13 protein-coding genes and 1 pseudogene are annotated in these 15,524 nt (G+C 56.1%); 11 read left to right on the top strand and 3 right to left on the bottom strand.

The window, feature by feature from the left end:
• Window positions 1–27 precede the first annotated feature (27 nt).
• Window positions 28–918 (bottom strand): LysR family transcriptional regulator ArgP, encoded by an 891-nt coding sequence (locus tag AACY09_RS04970; protein WP_339486410.1) that lies wholly within the window; start codon window positions 916–918, stop codon window positions 28–30.
• Window positions 919–1,010: 92 nt separating this feature from the next.
• On the opposite strand from AACY09_RS04970, the gene AACY09_RS04975 reads away from it, so the two are divergent.
• The 4 genes from AACY09_RS04975 (at window position 1,011) to AACY09_RS04990 (ending at window position 5,377) form a co-directional block, all read left to right on the top strand.
• On the top strand, window positions 1,011–1,421 hold the full coding sequence (locus AACY09_RS04975; protein WP_339486411.1) for an ACT domain-containing protein: 411 nt from the start codon (window positions 1,011–1,013) through the stop codon (window positions 1,419–1,421).
• A 4-nt stretch (window positions 1,422–1,425) separates the two neighbouring features.
• Complete coding sequence (locus AACY09_RS04980) at window positions 1,426–2,031, top strand: LysE/ArgO family amino acid transporter (RefSeq protein WP_339486412.1); 606 nt, start codon at window positions 1,426–1,428, stop codon at window positions 2,029–2,031.
• 366 nt (window positions 2,032–2,397) lie between these two features.
• Window positions 2,398–2,979, top strand: coding sequence for a superoxide dismutase [Fe] (gene sodB / locus AACY09_RS04985; RefSeq protein ID WP_010486246.1), 582 nt, complete (start codon window positions 2,398–2,400; stop codon window positions 2,977–2,979).
• Window positions 2,980–3,313: 334 nt separating this feature from the next.
• A complete protein-coding gene (locus AACY09_RS04990; RefSeq protein WP_339486414.1) occupies window positions 3,314–5,377 on the top strand; it encodes a putative bifunctional diguanylate cyclase/phosphodiesterase in 2,064 nt (687 codons plus the stop codon).
• Window positions 5,378–5,519: 142 nt separating this feature from the next.
• Here AACY09_RS04990 and AACY09_RS04995 read toward each other — a convergent pair whose 3' ends face one another.
• Both AACY09_RS04995 and AACY09_RS05000 read right to left on the bottom strand, forming a co-directional pair.
• Window positions 5,520–6,410: a GIDE domain-containing protein gene (locus AACY09_RS04995; RefSeq protein ID WP_339486415.1), complete on the bottom strand. Its 891-nt coding sequence runs from the start codon at window positions 6,408–6,410 to the stop codon at window positions 5,520–5,522.
• A 3-nt stretch (window positions 6,411–6,413) separates the two neighbouring features.
• The gene (locus AACY09_RS05000) at window positions 6,414–6,986 is read right to left on the bottom strand and encodes a LemA family protein (RefSeq protein ID WP_339486416.1); all 573 of its coding nucleotides are present in this window, start codon (window positions 6,984–6,986) and stop codon (window positions 6,414–6,416) included.
• Window positions 6,987–7,187: 201 nt separating this feature from the next.
• Here AACY09_RS05000 and AACY09_RS05005 point away from each other — a divergent pair, with 201 nt between their 5' ends.
• The 7 genes and pseudogenes from AACY09_RS05005 (at window position 7,188) to AACY09_RS05030 (ending at window position 15,512) form a co-directional block, all read left to right on the top strand.
• Entirely contained in the window at window positions 7,188–8,534 is a 1,347-nt protein-coding gene (locus AACY09_RS05005) for an imelysin family protein (RefSeq protein ID WP_339486417.1), read from the top strand.
• Between the two features lie 191 nt (window positions 8,535–8,725).
• Window positions 8,726–10,153 carry a di-heme oxidoreductase family protein gene (locus AACY09_RS05010; RefSeq protein ID WP_339486418.1) on the top strand — a complete coding sequence of 476 codons (1,428 nt, stop codon included), beginning with the start codon at window positions 8,726–8,728 and terminating at the stop codon, window positions 10,151–10,153.
• 9 nt (window positions 10,154–10,162) lie between these two features.
• On the top strand, window positions 10,163–11,224 hold the full coding sequence (locus AACY09_RS05015; RefSeq protein ID WP_339486419.1) for an imelysin family protein: 1,062 nt from the start codon (window positions 10,163–10,165) through the stop codon (window positions 11,222–11,224).
• Complete coding sequence (locus tag AACY09_RS05020; RefSeq protein ID WP_339486421.1) at window positions 11,225–12,319, top strand: DUF1513 domain-containing protein; 1,095 nt, start codon at window positions 11,225–11,227, stop codon at window positions 12,317–12,319. It abuts the gene before it with no gap.
• A gap of 772 nt (window positions 12,320–13,091) precedes the next feature.
• Window positions 13,092–13,202: pseudogene (locus tag AACY09_RS22005) on the top strand (hypothetical protein); the annotation flags it as partial.
• 228 nt (window positions 13,203–13,430) lie between these two features.
• Window positions 13,431–14,135 (top strand): methyl-accepting chemotaxis protein, encoded by a 705-nt coding sequence (locus AACY09_RS22010; RefSeq protein WP_445323790.1) that lies wholly within the window; start codon window positions 13,431–13,433, stop codon window positions 14,133–14,135.
• A gap of 231 nt (window positions 14,136–14,366) precedes the next feature.
• The gene (locus tag AACY09_RS05030) at window positions 14,367–15,512 is read left to right on the top strand and encodes an efflux RND transporter periplasmic adaptor subunit (protein WP_339486425.1); all 1,146 of its coding nucleotides are present in this window, start codon (window positions 14,367–14,369) and stop codon (window positions 15,510–15,512) included.
• Window positions 15,513–15,524 lie beyond the last annotated feature (12 nt).

Below are 15,524 nucleotides of genomic sequence, written 5' to 3' on the forward strand. Positions count from 1 at the left end.
TGATGCGAGGTCGGTTATTTCACGCCTTTACGGCGCAATCAAGCTGCCACGCACCGTGCCAAGCAGGTGACGGGTCAATTGGTTAAGCAGTTCACCGCCATTACTCCAGTGGTGCCAATACAAGGGAACATCTATCGCCTGCTGCGGCTGCAGCTCTACCAGTTCACCGCTGGCCAGCTCATTGACGACCTGCTGCTCGGGAACCAGCCCCCAACCTAAACCGGCCTGAGCCAGCCGCAGAAAACCTTCCGATGAGGGGCACAAGTGATGCAGAAATCCGCCTTCAACGCCCTGAGCCGCTAAATAACGATGCTGCAAAAAGTCATCTGGGCCAAATACAATCGCCGGCACTCTAGCCAAGGCCTGAGCGTCAACACCCTGACTGAAATGGCGTTCAATAAACGCCGGGCTCGCCAACGCCCGGTAGCGCATTGCCCCCAGCAAGACACTTCGCGCGCCTGCAACAGGCCGGTCGGTGGCACAGACACAGGCGGCGACGTCACCTGCTCGCATGCGCTTCAAGCCAACATCCTGGTCCTCAACGACCAGCTCCAGTAACAGCTGATGCTGTGCACAGAACTGGCCAACCGCACCCGCCCACCATGTCGCCAGACTGTCGGCATTCAAGGCCACACGCAGGCGTTCCGGAGCGCTATTCTGATTTAAGCCGGGCACCTGTCCTTGCAGGTCTCGCTCCAACAGTCGAACGTGCTGCACATGGTTGAGTAAACGTCGCCCCACCTCAGTAGGGGTGGGTGGCGTGGTGCGCACGAGCACCGGCTGTCCGACCCGTGCTTCAAGCAACTTGACCCGCTGCGACACCGCTGACTGTGACAAACCCAGCACCTGAGCCGCCCGCTCAAAACCTGCTTGCTCAACAACTGCGGCTAAAGCCGCCAGTAACTTGTAATCAAACACATTAGTTTTCCTAATGACTCATCAGCAAGATTGCTTTTCCTTATACATCCTGACCCCGCACACTGGCTATATCCAACCAAAGGAATCCACTCATGGCGGGCGAAACATCACTGCAAACCCTGCTGCAAAGCATGACCCCAACCCTAAACCCCGGCGCCTACGTGTTTTGCAGTGTCGAGTCGCTTAAACAACTGGGCGATATAGAGCCCCAAGGCAGTTTTCGTGAGCGCGAAGGCCTGACCGTGATTATCTCGCAAGCACAGGCGCAGCAGCTTTCACTGAACGCTGACTACATTGCTGCCTGGCTAACACTTGAGGTGCATTCGGCACTCAGCGCCATCGGTCTGACCGCTGCATTCGCCAACGCACTCGCCACGCACCACATCAGTTGCAACGTGATCGCCGGTTACTACCACGATCATATTTTTGTCGACATCAACCAAGGGCAGCGCGCGCTGGAGGTTCTGCAGCAACTGAGCCAGCAATCTGCTGCAGAGGCGTAAAACCATGTGGCAAAGCTATATAAACGGTTTGCTGGTGGCGATCGGCCTGATCATGGCGATTGGTGCGCAGAACGCTTTTGTCCTAGCGCAAAGTCTGCGCCGCGAGCATCACCTCCCCGCAGCGCTGCTGTGTATTGCTTGCGATGCAGTTCTGGTGGCAGCCGGGGTATTTGGCTTGGCCGCTGTACTCAGCCAAAGCCCTACCTTAATGGGCGTTGCACGCTGGGGCGGGGCTGCATTCTTGCTCTGGTACGGGAGTCAGGCCTTACGTCGCGCCTGGCAGCCACAGGCCTTGGATCAAGGAGGGTCGGCCCTGCCGCGATCATTGAAAGCCGTCATTCTGGCGACCCTCGCCGTCACCCTGCTCAACCCCCATGTTTACCTCGACACCGTGTTGCTGATTGGCTCGCTTGGCGCTCAGCAAACGGAGCCCGGTGCCTATGTGATAGGCGCGGCAAGTGCTTCACTGCTGTGGTTTATGAGCCTTGCATTGGGTGCGGCTTGGTTAGCGCCATGGCTGGCCCGACCCATTACCTGGCGACTGATTGATTTAGGCGTTGCGCTGATGATGTTCAGCATTGCCTGGCAATTGATACGCGAGGTGATCTGAGCTTCAGCGCAGGCTTATTTCCCTTTGAAAGCGGCTACAACCTAGGTCGCAGATGCTTTCCCACACAGTTGTTGCGTGGTTATGACGCAGTCCCGGTGCTATGATCCGTGGTCTGCGTCGTTGCGAGCCTGGCCAACCGGTGAACAGGCTCTGAACAGTTAGCATCGGCGCGAACAGTCTTAATGTGAAAATGTAGAGAGCGCAGCGAACACTGGCAGGCTGGGATGACCCCAAGGTCAACCTGTAGCTTTTGTCGGGTTAAATCGACCTCGCGCCGAACGCAGTCTTTTTCACACAGTCTGTATTGTATGGCCGTCCGTGATCGGCCTTGCGCTCACCGCACATGACCTGAGTAGGAGATTAACCATGGCTTTTGAATTGCCACCGCTGCCGTACGAGAAAAACGCCCTCGAGCCGCACATTTCCGCCGAGACTCTGGATTACCACTACGGCAAGCACCACAACACCTACGTTGTGAACCTGAACAACATGGTGCCGGGCACCGAGTTTGAAGGCAAAACCCTTGAAGAAATCATCAAGACTTCTTCGGGTGGTGTTTTCAACAACGCTGCACAGATCTGGAACCACACCTTTTACTGGAACTGCCTAAGCCCTAACGGCGGTGGCGAGCCTACTGGCGCACTGGCCGACGCGATCAACTCTGCATTCGGTTCGTTCGACAAATTCAAAGAAGAGTTCAGCAAAACTTCGATCGGTACATTCGGTTCTGGTTGGGGCTGGCTGGTCAAGAAAGCTGACGGTTCCCTGGCGCTGGCTAGCACCATTGGCGCTGGCTGCCCGCTGACTAGCGGTGATACTCCGCTGCTGACTTGCGATGTCTGGGAGCACGCCTACTACATCGACTACCGCAATGCGCGTCCGAAGTACGTAGAAGCATTCTGGAACTTGGTAAACTGGGATTTCGTAGCGAAAAACTTCGCCGCTTAATTCAGTACCGCAACAGGCTTTGTGCTTGTTAAAAAACCCGGCAAAAAACGCCGGGTTTTTTTTGTACTATTTTGTGGATATCTGTAGCGTGTTAAAAAGATGGCTCATAGCCATCTTAATTAAAAGTACTATGCTATAAAAACACTTTATCCTATTAAAGCTACGGCCAATAATCGCCGATATAACACTGGGCATCGCCCATAATAACTTTATAAAGCACCGCTAGATTTCAGTAGCCGTGAAGCACTCAGCCCACGATGGTTTTTGACTGCAACTCTGAGTTTGCCAATACTCAATGTGCCTCCCGGCAGCCGGCATCACAAGGACATATCTTTTGAAGTTGGAACTGAAAAACAGACTGTCACTGAGATTACTCCGCGTCGTGCTGCTTTCAGCATTAATCGTGGGTGTGGTCCTAAGCTGTGCGCAGATTGTATTTGACGCCTATAAGACCAAGCAGGCGGTTGACAACGATGCCCACCGCATCCTCGGTATGTTCCGCGACCCCTCAACCCAAGCGGTGTATAGCCTCGACCGGGAAATGGGCATGCAGGTTATCGAGGGTCTGTTCCAGCATGAGTCAGTGCAAATGGCGTCTATCGGCCACCCCAACGAGCCGATGCTCGCAGAGCGCCAACGGCCGCTGGCTGAAATCGCTACGCGCTGGATAACGGACCCGATCCTTGGCAAAGCGCAAAACTTCTCTACCCAGTTGGTGGGTAAGGGCCCGTACAGTGAGTACTACGGCGACCTCAATATCACCCTCGACACAGCACTCTACGGTGAGAATTTCATCACTAACTCGGTGATTATTTTCGTGTCCGGGGTCCTGCGCGCCCTCGCCATGGGCTTGGTGCTGTATCTGGTCTATCACTGGCTATTGACCAAGCCGCTGGCAAAAATCATTGAGCACCTGGCCAATATAAACCCTGACCGACCCAGCGCTCACAAGTTGCCAATGCCCAAAGGCAATGAACATAACGAGCTGGGTCTATGGGTCAATACGGCCAACCAGTTACTCGAATCCATTGAGCGCAACACCAGCCTGCGCCACGAAGCAGAAAACAGCCTGCAGCGCATGGCGCAGTATGACTTTCTCACGGGCCTGCCTAACCGCCAGCAATTGCAACATCAACTGGATCAGATCCTTAATGATGCAGGTCGCTTGCAACGTCGTGTTGCCGTTCTCTGCGTGGGGCTGGATGACTTTAAAGGGGTCAATGAGCAGTTTAGTTACCAGGCGGGTGACCAACTGTTGCTGGCGCTGTCTGACCGTTTACGCGGTCACGGCGGACGCTTGGGTGCGCTGGCGCGGCTGGGCGGTGACCAGTTCGCACTGGTCCAAGCCGACATTGAACAGCCTTATGAGGCCGCAGAGCTGGCACAAAACGTTCTCGACGACCTCAGCAATCCTTTTATCCTCGATGATCAGCCGGTACATCTGCGCGCAACCATCGGCATTACCCTGTTCCCTGAAGATGGCGACAGCACTGAAAAGCTCTTGCAAAAAGCAGAGCAAACCATGACGCTGGCGAAAAGCCGTTCGCGCAATCGCTATCAGTTCTACATTGCCAGCGTGGACAGCGAAATGCGCCGTCTGCGCGAACTTGAGAAAGACCTGCGCGTTGCCCTGGAAGGCAACCAGCTATTTTTGGTCTATCAACCGCAAATCAGCTACCAAGCCAAGCATGTGGTGGGCGTTGAGGCGCTGTTGCGGTGGGAGCATCCGCAGCTTGGCCTGATTCCACCTGATCAGTTCATTCCGCTCGCCGAGCAAAACGGCAGCATCATTGCCATTGGCGAGTGGGTGCTTGATCAAGCGTGCCGGCAACTGCGCGAGTGGCATGATCAGGGCTATAACCACCTGCGCATGGCGGTCAACCTTTCAACCGTGCAACTGCATCACACTGAACTGCCGCGAATGGTTAATAACTTGCTGCAAATGTATCGCCTGCCAGCACGCAGCCTTGAACTTGAAGTAACCGAAACGGGCCTGATGGAAGATATCAGCACTGCGGCTCAGCACTTGCTCAGCCTGCGCCGCGCAGGGGCGCTTATCGCGATTGATGACTTTGGTACCGGTTACTCGTCGTTGAGTTACCTGAAAAGTCTGCCGCTGGACAAGATCAAAATTGATAAAAGCTTCGTCCAGGACCTGCTCGAAGATGAAGACGACGCAACCATTGTTCGCGCTATCATCCAACTGGGCAAAAGTCTTGGCATGCAAGTTATTGCCGAGGGCGTGGAAACCGCAGCACAGGAAGCCTATATCATCAGCGAAGGCTGTAATGAAGGTCAGGGTTACTTCTATAGCAAGCCACTTCCCGCGCGCGAACTGACCCTGTACCTAAAGCAGGCGCGTCGTATCCGAGCAGCGTCCGGTTCGGCCACCTCGTAACAGCTCAGCGTTCGGAACAATGATTTTTATCCAGTATTTTTTTGCCGGCTAAGCCTTGCTCAGCGTTGAGCTAGGGTGAACAATCTTCGGGTTGTCACAGCCTCAGATCCGGCCGTGGACTTGGTTTTTTCACTGCGGCGATTTAGACAATCCCGAGTTGCCAAGCCAAGCTCAATGCTCCAGCCAAACAAACCGCCGCAGCCCCCGCTGCTTGCCAGTAGAAGCCACGTGCCAGCTCATCCTCACCCGTGGTTGAGAGCACAAAGGGCTGGGACTCCCGCGGCTTTGCCAAGTGATGCATTGCAGGCATTAGGCTTTGAAGACGATGACGGTCCTCCGCTTCCAATTGCGCAGCCAAGCGCACGCGACTCCATTCCTGATCGTCGAGTTGGCCGTTTTTGTCGCTGTCGAAGCGCTGCAGCAGGCCGGAAAAATCAGACTTCCACTCGCGAATCACTGCGCTCTGCTGCGCCGCCAGATCCAAACCCTGACGACCGCCACCGGCGCTGCGAAAATCGCCAATCGCATAGAGCGGCTGGCCAACATGCAAACGTTCCTCGGTGTAACGGTAACGCGTGCCAAGACTGAGAAAGCCTAATATACCGCCCTTATTGGCCACGCGGGGATGACGCTGATTGCCGCTCCACGCTTCTCGGGTCGTGGTTCGAACGTGTGCACCCTTGGGGTTAATCAGGCAATCACCGGTGCCATCACTCAGCGAAAACAAAGCCTCACTGACCCCAGACTCAAGCGAACGCCACGAGCGCTTTTTGTCGTCTTGCACATGCTCTTCGATCTTAAACCGCCACCAAACACAGGGTTTGCCGGTTAACGGCCCGAACACAGCGTTTTCAGATTGCTCGGTGATAACCCCGTAGAACTCGACGTAACCTTGGGCTGCCGAGCGTATCTTCGAGGTGGGGGTATCCAGCAGGTGACGTGCTTGTGAGACTCGGCGCAGGCACCACCAAGCGCCTAGGGCGGCTATGCCGCCGCTCATTGCCAAGCTCAGCCAATAAGCTTCGATGGCCATCACTCAACTGAACAAGGACTTGATATTTACATCCGCTTTTTCAGCCTCGGAGAACTGCAGCAAATCGCCTGACTTGAAGCCCATCGCCCGGGCGACGAGCACATCGGGAAACTGCTCGATGCGCACATTATTGAGGTTCACTGCTTCGTTATATAGCTCCCGGCGATCCGCAATGCCGTTTTCCAAGCCACTGATGCGCTGTTGCAAGTGCTGAAAGCTTTCATTGGCCTTAAGTTCAGGATAGTTCTCGGCCAGGGCAAACAACTGGCCCAGACCGGCGCGTAAACCGCTCTCGGCCTTGCCCAACGCGGGTACGTCGCCCTGCTCACGGGCATGGGATACCGCTTGGCGCGCTACAACCACTTGTTCGAGCGTTGTGCGCTCATGCTGCATGTATTGCTTGCAGGTTTCGACCAGCTTGGGCAGTTCTTCGTGACGCTGCTTGAGCAGCACATCAATGTTGGCCCAGGCTTTACTGATGCTGTGTTTCAAGCGCACCAAGCCGTTATAAAGCGTCACGGCATAGCCTGCCAGCAGGACTAAGAGAACGATCAACACAATACTGGTGGAGCCCATGAACGTTTCCCTATGAGGTCTGCAAAGGCGCAATAGTGGCATTCTAGCGGCATTGAGTGGCTCAGAGCGTGACTCAGCGCATGAGTTTTTTATACGAATTGTTCCCAATACCCTTTACACGGAATGCAAATCTTTCGCATTATGTTACGAGTTTAGCGGTTGAAACGCCCGCCCTCCTTACCCACTACAAAGGATGTTGTCATGATTCGTATGCCCCTGGCCTCCGCCAGCCTCTTGGCCATTGCTATCTCTCTCGCTGGCTGTGGCGAAGAAAAGGCGCCTACAACTCAGGCCGCCGCTGAGTCTAAACAAGCCACTCCGGTTGCAGCCGCTGAAAAAGCGGATGTCACCAGCAAGGTTGATGAAGCGGCCGCCAAAGCCGTTGTTTCGCACTACGCCGACATCGCCTTCGCCGTATTCAGCGATGCCGCCAGCACAGGCAAAGCCCTGCATGCAGCTATCGATACCCTGCTCGCCACTCCAAACGACGCCAACCTGAAAGCTGCTCGCGAAGCGTGGATCGCTGCCCGTACGCCTTACATGCAGAGTGAAGTGTTCCGCTTTGGTAACGCGGTAGTGGACGACTGGGAAGGTCAACTGAACGCTTGGCCGCTTGATGAAGGCCTGATCGATTACGTCGCCAAGGATTACCAGCACGCACTGGGCAACCCTGGCGCAACCGCCAACATCGTGGCCAACACCGAAATTCAAGTGGGCGAAGATAAAGTCGACGTCAGCAAAATCACCCCTGAAGTACTGGCCAGCTTGAATGAGCTGGGCGGTTCGGAAGCCAACGTTGCAACTGGCTACCACGCCATCGAGTTCCTGCTTTGGGGCCAAGACCTCAACGGTACCAATCCAGGCGCGGGCGATCGCCCTGCCACTGATTTCGTGGTTGGCGAAGGTGCAACTGGCGGCAACAATGAGCGTCGCCGTGAATACCTGAAAGCTGCTGCTGATCTGCTGGTTAGCGACCTCGACGAAATGGTTGGCCAATGGAAAGCCGGTGTTGCCGATAACTACCGTGCAAGCCTCGAAAAAGACACCCCAGTAAACGGCATGCGTAAAATGCTGTTCGGCATGGGCAGCCTGTCGCTGGGCGAATTGGCTGGCGAGCGCATGAAGGTTTCACTGGAAGCCAACTCGACTGAAGACGAGCAGGATTGCTTCAGCGACAACACCCACAACGCTCACTTCTACGATGCCAAAGGTATCCGCAACATCTACCTGGGCGAGTACAAGAAAGTCGACGGCACCACCCTGACTGGCCCAAGCCTGTCATCGCTGGTGGCCAAGGCTGATGCAAAAACTGACGAAACCCTCAAAGCTGATTTGGCTGACACCGAAGCCAAGCTGCAGGTCATGGTCGACAGCGCCAACAACGGCGAGCACTACGACCAACTGATCGCCGCTGATAACGAAAAGGGCAATCAGATCGTGCGTGATGCGATCGCAGCACTGGTCAAGCAGACTGGCGCTATCGAAGACGCTGCGGGCAAGCTCGGCATCAGCGACCTCAACCCAGACAACGCGGATCACTCGTTCTAAGCGAGCGCGATGTCGATAAAGCCGGTACGCTCACAGCGCACCGGCTTTTTTATTCCCGCGCGTTACCTTCGGCTAAGCCCTGCGACCCAGTGGCGCAGCACGCGCCAAATCGTGCTGATAACGCAAATCGCTCTTATTTAAATGTCGCTGTACTGGTAGTATTGCGCGCAGTTTTTCTCGGACACATGCTGATGCTTGCGCTGTTGCAACGCCCTCTCCCCCTACTCGGCTTCGCGTTAGCGCTAGCATTAGGCGGGTGTGAAAAGCCGCCGCAGTTCACCCAGGCTGAGCCCGGCGAAGCGCTCTCTGGCGGCGGCACCAGCGTGTCCAAAGCAGACCACAATGCGTATTCCCAGCCTTCGGCGAATCTGTCGCCATTACGGCGCTTGGATTTCAGTGTCGGCAATAGCTTCTTCCGCAACCCATGGGTGATCGCCCCGGCAACCACCATTGCCCGCGACGGTCTGGGCCCGCTGTTTAATACCAACGCCTGTCAAAACTGTCATATCAAAGATGGCCGCGGCCACCCGCCAGAACCCGATGCGGTCACCGCCACCTCCATGTTGGTCCGGTTGTCGATCCCGGCTACCACCGCTGAACAGGCGAAAATCATCCAACACCTGGGCGTGGTTCCAGAGCCCACCTACGGCGGTCAATTGCAGGATATGGCCAACCCCGGCGTTGCCCCGGAAGGCAAAGTACGGTTCAGCTACACCCTGAGCACTGTCGAATTCAACGATGGCACCCGGATTGAGTTGCGCAAACCCACGCTGAATATCACTCAACTCGGCTACGGCCCAATGCACCCGGATACAATGTTTTCGGCGCGAATTGCGCCACCGATGATTGGCCTGGGGTTGCTTGAGGCAATTCCCGAGGCAGACATAACCGCCAATGCCGACCCGGACGACAGCAATGGCGACGGTATTTCCGGGCGACCCAACCAGGTGTGGGACGATGCACGCGGGCAAACCGTGATCGGTCGTTTCGGCTGGAAAGCAGGACAGCCCACACTCAATCAACAAAACGCCCATGCGTTTTCGGGTGATATGGGCCTGACCACCAGCTTGATGAAAAATGACGACTGCACCGCCGCACAAGTTGACTGCCTCGCCGCAGCCAATGGTGGAGAGCCTGAGGTGAGTGACAAGCTGCTCGCCAGCATTCTGTTTTACAGCCGCAATCTGGCGGTGCCCATACGCCGCGGTGTCGATAAACCAGACGTACTCAAGGGCAAAAATCTGTTTTACCAAGCACAGTGCAGCGCGTGTCATATCGAAAAATTCACCACCGCGACCGATGCCGCCGAGCCAGAACTGGCCAATCAAGCCATTCGCCCTTTCACCGATATGTTGCTACATGACATGGGTCCCGGTTTATCTGACAATCGTCCAGAGTTTAGCGCCACCGCTCAAGAATGGCGGACACCCCCGCTATGGGGCATCGGCTTGAGCCAAGCGGTTAACGGCCACACCCAGTATTTGCATGACGGTCGCGCACGCAACCTGCTCGAAGCTATTGCCTGGCATGGAGGCGAGGCCGAAGCGGCCAAACAACGCGTCTTAGCTTTTAACGCCGAGGAGCGCAAAGCGCTGCTGGCCTTTCTGAATTCGCTATAGGAGCTGCACATGAAACGCTCACCTTTGACCCTCACCCTGTTGAGCGTTTTACTCAGCGCTTGTGCGCCATCTGACCCGCAGCAGAAAGTCACCGCTGCATTGGCTGATGGCGTGGTGCTGCCCGCCTATAGCTCATGGGCTGAAGCCGACCAAAAGCTCGCCGTCAGTGCACAGGCATTCTGTGCGGGTAAGCAGGATTTACCCCAGGCGCGCGAAGCATTCCTCGCCGCGCAAAGCGCATGGGCTGGCCTGCAAACGGTGTTGGTCGGGCCGATAACCGAGGGCAACCGGGCGTGGCAGGTGCAGTTCTGGCCAGACAAAAAGAACCTTGTCGCCCGCCAGGTACAAAGCTTACTGAAGAGCAAACCACAGCTCACCGAAGCGGACCTGGAAAAGTCCAGCGTCGTTGTTCAAGGCTTGACCGCCTATGAATACATCCTCTACGACGAGTCAATCGACCTGACTGACGCCAAACAGAAAGAACAATTCTGCCCGTTGATTACCGCGATTGGAGAGCACCAGCAACAACTCTCTGCCGAGATACTCGCTGACTGGCAGGCCAAAGACGGTGTCGCCAGTCAGTTCAAAACATTCCCTAATGATCGCTACGCTGAAGCGCCGGAAGCACTGGCTGACATACTGCGCAGCCAAGTTACCGCCATTGATGTGCTGAAGAAAAAGCTCGGCACACCCTTGGGGCGTCAAAGCAAAGGCCAGCCGCAGCCGTATCAGGCCGAAGCATGGCGCAGCAATGCCAGCCTGGCCAACCTCGCGGCAACCTTGGCCAGCGCTGAGCGCCTCTGGCACGGTGCCAACCAAGATGGCATGCAAAGCCTGCTCGGCAGTGATCAAGATGCGCTTAAAAAACGCATCGACGCGGCCTATGTTGATACACGTCAGCAATTGGCTGCCATACAGCGCCCACTGTCTGACTTGCTCAAAGAAGAAGACGGTCGCCTTCGACTCAATGAATTTTACGACAGCCTGAATGTGTTGCACCGCCTGCATGAGGGCGAGCTTGCAAGAACCTTGGGCATCCAACTCGGCTTTAATGCCAACGACGGAGACTGAATGAAACGCAGAGCATTCCTCGGCCTGGCGGGCACCGCCCTCGCTGCCAGCGCATTCGGCGGCTGGACACTGGTCAGCAATGGCGCACAACCGCTGCTGGTTTCAGCCCGCGACGGTAGCGACGGTCAGCACTATGCCGTTGGTTACCACCTGGATGGCAGCAAGGCCTTCGCGACCCCAGTCAAAGAGCGCTGCCACGACGTGGTGCCCCATCCGAGCCAGCCAATGGCCTTGTTCGTGGGCCGCCGTCCCAGCACCGAGAGTTACTTGGTCGACACCCGCGACGGCAAGCTGTTGCAGACACTGACCTCACCTGCTGATCGACATTTCTATGGCCATGGTGCTTTTCATAAAGATGGCAATTGGCTGTATGCCACGGAAAATGACACCAGCGAACCGGGACGCGGCGTCATCAGCGTCTACCGGGTGCAAGGCACCCAGCTCGAGCGCGACCATGAACTGTCGACCCACGGTGTAGGGCCTCATCAACTGCTGTGGCTGCCCGACGGTGAAACCTTGGTGGTTGCCAACGGCGGTATTCGCACCGAAGCTGAAAGCCGGGTCGAGATGAACCTCGACGCCATGGAGCCCAGCCTGGTACTGCTCAAGCGTGATGGCACACTGATCAGCAAAGAACAGCTGCCAGAAACCATGAACAGCGTGCGCCACCTGGCCATTGCCAGCGATGGGACCATCGTCAGCGGCCAGCAATATATGGGCGATATAACTGATAAAATCCCATTGCTGGCAATCAAGCGGCCGGGAAAGCCCTTCGAGCATTTCCCGTTAGCCGAAGAGCAGCGCCAGGCCATGCACCAGTACACCGCCAGCGTGGCGATTAACAGCGAACTGCGCCTGCTGGCGATGACCGCACCGCGGGGAAATCGGGTGTTTATCTGGGACCTGGACACCGGCGCGGTGCGTCTTGATGCCCCGCTGCCTGATTGCGCCGGCGTTGGCGCCGTCGAACAGGGTTTTGTGGTCAGCTCCGGGCAAGGCCGTTGCCGCCTCTACGATTGCCGCGAACAGAAAATCGCCATGCAGCCGCTGCAGTTGCCGGCAGGTTTGTGGGATAACCACTTACGCCTCGCCTGATCAGGCCCCTCTTCTCCCACGACCACCAGTCAGCCCAGTCTGCCTGGTGGCCGCACACCCTCAAGATTCAAGACCCACCGCCGACAGCAGTTATAGCAGTCTTCAACATGCGCCTAGAGCACGACACGGAGGTTACATCGCCTCGCTAAAAGGAGCGCGCGAAGCTGCGGCAAATTTCTGATTAGAGGTGATTACCATGTTCTTGAAACGCTCCCTGCGCGCGCAAATTCTTGCCCTACTGGGCGGCAGCTTGCTGCTGGTTGTAGTCATTGCGCTGCTGTGCTTTGGCTTTATGTCCAGCTCGATGCAGTCCTACCGCGATCTGATTGATGGGCCGATACTGTCCTCACGCTTGGTCAATGAGGCCAACGTTGAATTCAAGATCCAGGTTCAGGAATGGAAAAACGTGCTGTTACGCGGCAAAAATCCAGTCGATCGCGACAAATACTGGCAGCAGTTCCAAGCCCGCGAAGCCAGTGTTCAGCAAATACTGAAACAGCTTTCACATACCGCCAATCCACAATTGCAGGCCCAAGTTAATAGCCTGATAAATGAGCACAGCACAATGGGCAGCGCCTACCGCAAAGGTTTTCAAGCCTTCGTAGACGCCGGTGGCGATGCAACGGCAGGTGATGCGGCGGTTAAAGGTATAGACCGCGATGCCAGCCAGAAAATGGAAGCGCTGGTCAGCCAACTGGCCAAGCACAGTCATGCGCAATCGGTCGCCATTGGAGCACAGGCCAGTCAAGCCTTGAGCCTGGGTATTGGTTTTATGCTGATATCGAGCGTGATTGTCGGGCTCATAAGCCTGTGGCTGGTCAACCGCAATCTGGTCAACCCCATCCAACAATTGATCGAGTACATCGCTCAGCTCAGTCAGGGCAACTTTGCCAATCGTACCGAGATCAACCGCCAGGACGAACTCGGGCGCCTAGCTGTAGCGGCAAACACCTTGCGTGACTTTCTGGCCGAAACCTTCAACCAGCTCCAGCGCAGCACCACAAATTTAGACAGCGCCAGTGGCGACTTGAGCGCAATCGCCGCCATCATGGCCCAAGGCAGCCGCGACCAGTTTTCCCGCACCGATCAAGTGGCTACCGCCATGCATGAAATGTCCGCGACCGCACAAGAGGTCTCCCGCCATGCCGGTGAAGCCGCCAACGCGGCCGATGATGCCGACAGTTCTGCTCAGCAAGGCGAGCAAGTCATGCAAGCCACTATCGAAACCATCACCGACATGAGCCAGGCAATTGTCATGACCGCCGAGGTTATCCGCCAGCTCGAAGGCGACAGTGGACGCATCAGCAAGGTGCTTGAGGTCATTCGTGGGATTGCCGAACAAACCAACCTGCTCGCACTCAACGCGGCGATCGAGGCTGCACGGGCGGGTGAGGCTGGCCGCGGCTTTGCGGTAGTTGCCGATGAGGTTCGCACCCTAGCCCAGCGCACGGCTCAGTCAACTGCCGAAATCAACCAGATCATCAGTACCGTGCAGACCGGAGCCAGCAATGCCGTTCGCGCCATTGACAATGGCCAAGAGCTAAGCAACAAAGGCCTTGAGCAAGTGATGCAAGCAGGCACCACCTTGCAGCAGATTACCGCAGCCGTTGAGGCGATCCGTGATATGAATCGCCAGATCGCAACCGCCGCCGAAGAGCAAACAGCAGTGGCCGAGGATATCTCGCGCAACCTGACCGAGATCACCACCATCGCCAGTGAGAATGAAAAGAACGTGCAACGCACCGAAGCTGCCAGCCAGAACCTGCGCAGCTTATCGACCGGCCTCAGCGATGTGACCCAACGCCTGAGCGCATAACCCGGCCCCGCAATGCATGCACCCAGTGTATGCATTGCAACGATCAGGTCGCCATCTGTAACCCGCAGCGGTAAACAGGGTTAAATAAGCGGCCTGAAGGCCTGTTCTTATTAACCCCTGCACAATGCGAAATCATTTGTTAATGGCAGGCTTTGACTTGCCTGCGTAACGGCACTAATGTGCTCGCTTGGCCAAATTTTAGGCTCCTTTTACCTGCCAAGGATATGCAACATGTTGCTTCGCCGGATGCTAATAATGATAGGCGTGGTTGTTCTTGTAGTGCTTGCTCTTGGCGGCTACAAGGGCTACTCGATCTACCAACAAATTCAAATGTTCTCAGCACCCAAGCCGGCCATCAGCGTCAGCGCCAGCCGTGTCGAAGAACGCCCTTGGCAGCAGCGCATTCCCGCGATTGGTACCCTGAAAGCCTTCCAAGGCGTCGACCTCACCGTTGAAGTCAGCGGCATTGTGCAAAGCGTGCTGTTTGAATCCGGCGAACAGGTCAAGCAGGATCAACCGCTGGTGCAGATGAGCAGCGACGTCGAAACGGCGAATCTGGCAACCGCCAAGGCTGATCTCAATCTGGCGCGCGTACAGTTTGAACGCGGACAAAAACTGGTCGCACGGCAGAACCTGTCAAAGAGCGAATACGATCAGCTCGCGGCCGAGAACACCAAAGCCAAAGCCAGCGTCGACCAATTACAGGCATTGCTGGCAAAAAAACGCATCCTGGCCCCTTTTAGCGGCACCATCGGTATCCGTCAGGTAGACGTGGGTGACTTCCTCTCATCGGGAACCAGCATTGCCACCCTGCAGGACATTTCGCAGTTGTATCTAGATTTCTTCCTGCCAGAACAGGATGTGCCGCAAGTCGCTGTTAACCAGAAACTCAAGTTCACTGTTGCGGCCTATCCGCAGCAAGACTTCATGGCAAGCATTTCTGCGATCAACCCTAAAGTTGAAGACAGCACGCGCAATGTGCAAGTGCGCGCCACCTTGAAAAACCCAGACAACAAGCTACTGCCGGGCATGTTTGCCAACCTGCAACTGTTGTTAGCTGACAACAGTGCCCAGAAAGTTATTCCTGAAACGGCCGTGACCTACACCCTGTATGGCAATTCGGTATACGTGGTCGCTGAAAAGAAAGACGAGCAAGGCAATGTGGTCAACGAAGAGGACGGCATGCCCCAGCTCATTGCGCAACGCCGGGTCATTGAAACCGGTGAGCGACGTGATGGCCTAGTAGTGATATTGAAAGGCCTGCAGACAGGTGAGCGGGTGGTGACTTCCGGCCAACTCAAGCTCGATAACGACGCCCATATAAAAATTGTCGATCAACCCTCTGCGACGGCCAGCACGCCTGACGCCCAGCAATAAGCGGCGCCTAGC

It is taken from the genome of Pseudomonas sp. EL_65y_Pfl2_R95, assembly GCF_963971045.1.
Lineage (GTDB): Bacteria > Pseudomonadota > Gammaproteobacteria > Pseudomonadales > Pseudomonadaceae > Aquipseudomonas.

What these genes read in the sequence shown, in the direction of transcription:
- AACY09_RS05020 (WP_339486421.1), top strand. Translation starts at nt 11,225, where the DNA reads ATGAAACGCAGAGCATTCCTCGGCCTGGCGGGCACCGCCCTCGCTGCC.
- AACY09_RS04995 (WP_339486415.1), bottom strand. Translation starts at nt 6,410, where the DNA reads ATGGCCATCGAAGCTTATTGGCTGAGCTTGGCAATGAGCGGCGGCATA.
- AACY09_RS05005 (WP_339486417.1), top strand. Translation starts at nt 7,188, where the DNA reads ATGATTCGTATGCCCCTGGCCTCCGCCAGCCTCTTGGCCATTGCTATC.
- AACY09_RS22010 (WP_445323790.1), top strand. Translation starts at nt 13,431, where the DNA reads ATGTCCGCGACCGCACAAGAGGTCTCCCGCCATGCCGGTGAAGCCGCC.
- AACY09_RS04975 (WP_339486411.1), top strand. Translation starts at nt 1,011, where the DNA reads ATGGCGGGCGAAACATCACTGCAAACCCTGCTGCAAAGCATGACCCCA.
- AACY09_RS04980 (WP_339486412.1), top strand. Translation starts at nt 1,426, where the DNA reads ATGTGGCAAAGCTATATAAACGGTTTGCTGGTGGCGATCGGCCTGATC.
- AACY09_RS05030 (WP_339486425.1), top strand. Translation starts at nt 14,367, where the DNA reads ATGTTGCTTCGCCGGATGCTAATAATGATAGGCGTGGTTGTTCTTGTA.
- AACY09_RS05015 (WP_339486419.1), top strand. Translation starts at nt 10,163, where the DNA reads ATGAAACGCTCACCTTTGACCCTCACCCTGTTGAGCGTTTTACTCAGC.
- sodB (WP_010486246.1), top strand. Translation starts at nt 2,398, where the DNA reads ATGGCTTTTGAATTGCCACCGCTGCCGTACGAGAAAAACGCCCTCGAG.
- AACY09_RS05000 (WP_339486416.1), bottom strand. Translation starts at nt 6,986, where the DNA reads ATGGGCTCCACCAGTATTGTGTTGATCGTTCTCTTAGTCCTGCTGGCA.
- AACY09_RS05010 (WP_339486418.1), top strand. Translation starts at nt 8,726, where the DNA reads ATGCTTGCGCTGTTGCAACGCCCTCTCCCCCTACTCGGCTTCGCGTTA.